At 55.3% G+C, this 235-nt stretch carries 1 protein-coding gene; it reads right to left on the bottom strand.

Annotated elements, in window-relative coordinates:
- Positions 1–235 (bottom strand): Ig-like domain-containing protein (locus BLX24_RS33280; protein ID WP_177226019.1); only part of this gene is annotated, 235 nt, incomplete at both ends.

A 235-nucleotide genomic window follows, 5' to 3' on the forward strand; every position in this document is an offset into this window, starting at 1 on the left:
CGAAGATCCGCTCCCGCCTGCGGTACTGCTGGCCGAGTAACAGAAGGAAGTGGTGCCGGTAAAACCAGCCGGTGGCGTATAGGTATAACTCCCATCGGGTGTTAATACTGCGGTTCCGGCAGAAGGCAGCGTTAGCAGCGAAGCGGTCAGTATGCCTCCGTTGGGGTCCTGATCATTCGCTAAGACATTGCCTGTGACAGGCAGTCCTGTAGTTGTATTGACAAAATCCGGGGAT

The organism is Arsenicibacter rosenii (assembly GCF_001870735.1).
GTDB lineage: Bacteria > Bacteroidota > Bacteroidia > Cytophagales > Spirosomataceae > Arsenicibacter > Arsenicibacter rosenii.